General features: G+C 52.0%; 1 protein-coding gene and 1 pseudogene. Both read left to right on the top strand.

Going from position 1 to position 2,018, the window contains the following annotated elements; translation table 11 throughout:
• Nucleotides 1–1,718 (top strand): TOMM precursor leader peptide-binding protein (locus MBEAL2_RS28465; protein WP_047155543.1); only part of this gene is annotated, 1,718 nt, incomplete at its 5' end.
• 25 nt (nucleotides 1,719–1,743) lie between these two features.
• Nucleotides 1,744–2,018, top strand: a pseudogene (locus MBEAL2_RS28460) (NADH oxidase); the annotation flags it as partial.

The following is a 2,018-nucleotide window of genomic DNA, read 5'->3' as shown; positions in this document are numbered from 1 at the left end:
CATTTGGTGAAGGGGTGGTTGGACCGCTGGTTCGTCCAGGTACGACCGGCTGTTCTCGGTGTGCAGACATGCGGCGCCTCATGGCGGCACACGACCGTAAGGAACTGCGGGAGCTGCAACACAGGCTAGCAGTGAACGGGGAAACGACGTGTGATGCGTGGGCGTCCAGAACGGGGCTTTTGCAGGTGGCTCACCTGCTCATGGCTGAGGCACAAAGGGTGCTGCAAGGCAGCCAGCCTCATTTGGAAGGCCAGGTGTTTTTAATCAACCTGAAAACGCTGAAGAGCTCCTGTCACTCCTTTCTGCCTGACCCGTTGTGTTTGATTTGCGGTGGATTATCTGATGATTCATTGATTGCGGCCCAAATTTCGCTGCAAGCAAGCCCTAAGATTAGCACCGAAAGCTATCGCTGCCGTTCGATGGATGATTTGAAGAAAGTTCTGGCCAAAGACTATTTAGATCATCGGATGGGCTTTTTGAATGGGAAAATGTATGATCTTATGTCGCCGTTTGCCGATGTAAGTGTTAATCTGCCGTTGTCCATGGGAGACGAGGCAACGGCAGGTCGGACTCATTCCTATGCGGACAGCGAGCTGACGGCCATTTTGGAGAGCTTAGAGCGATCCTGCGGTCTGATGCCTCGTGGCAAACGGACGGTGGTCCATGACAGTTTCCGCAATCTGGCCGATCAAGCACTCCATCCCATCAAGGTAGGAGTGCACGCAAAGGAACAGTATGCGCAACCTGGATTTCCATTCAAACCGTTTCATCCTGATCGCCCAATGGACTGGGTATGGGGTTATTCGTTTTTGCAAGAGCGCCCGATTCTCGTTCCAGAGTTACTGGCCTATTACAGCTTGGGCTGCGGGAATGGCTTTGTTTATGAAACTTCCAATGGATGCGCCATAGGCGGAAGTTTGGAGGAAGCTATTTTCTATGGGATTTTGGAAGTGGTAGAGCGTGACGCGTTCTTGATGACATGGTACGCACAGTTGCCTCTCCCTCGTCTTGACCCGGCTTCCGCTAATGACCAGGAATTGCGATTGATGATGGATCGTTTGCGGACGGTGGCGGGATATGATGTGCATTTGTTTAACTCGACGATGGAGCATGGGATTCCAAGCGTTTGGGCATTGGCGAAAAACAGGAAAGAAAAAGGAGTGAATCTTATCTGTGCGGCCGGAGCCCATTTGGACCCGGTACGGGCGGTGAAAAGCGCCGTTCACGAGCTGGCGGGGATGATGCTGTCGCTTGACGAGAAATTGGAGGCAAACAAGGAGAAGTATGTGCCCATGTTGCACGATCCCTCCCTCGTAAGGCAGATGGAGGATCATTCCATGCTGTACAGTTTACCGCAAGCGCAGGAGCGCTTTGACTTTTTACTGGATGAAAATCGTCCGTTGCAAACCTTTGAGAAGGAATTTAAATGGAAGACGAAACATGTGGATCTGACCAATGATCTGCGGGATATGCTTGATGTGTTCCGTCCATTGAATCTCGAGGTAATTGTGGTGGATCAGACGACACCGGAAATCATGCGAAACGGACTGTATTGCGTCAAAGTGCTCATCCCCGGGATGCTGCCCATGACCTTCGGATATCACCTTACCCGCGTGACAGGGCTGGAAAGGGTGCTCCGGGTACCCATGAAACTCGGGTATGCGAAGCAACTGCTGCCGATAGAACAACTCAATCCACATCCGCATCCATTTCCATAAGCCACGATGAGGAGGGAGAAGAAGGATGAGTCTGGAATCATTTCTTCATAATCTGCATTTTGACACGGACAAGGCAAGACCCCCGGACTTGGAGGTGGATTGGGAAGACGCACCGCTTGCCTATAAGCTCTACCGCGGGTTGCCTGTCATCCCGCTTTCTTCGGAAGTGCCGCTGACGCTCGAAAGAAGGGAAGCGCCTGCGAATCCCGATTTTCGCGGAATCGGCCATTTTCTCTGGTACGTATTCGGGCTCACTCAATTTAGCCAGTCCGTTTATCCCCTGGATTCCTCAGAACAAGC

The organism is Aneurinibacillus tyrosinisolvens (assembly GCF_001015055.1).
Lineage (GTDB): Bacteria > Bacillota > Bacilli > Aneurinibacillales > Aneurinibacillaceae > Aneurinibacillus_A > Aneurinibacillus_A tyrosinisolvens.
Note: the sequence above shows the minus strand (reverse complement) of the source record. Positions and strands in the feature narration are given on the sequence as shown.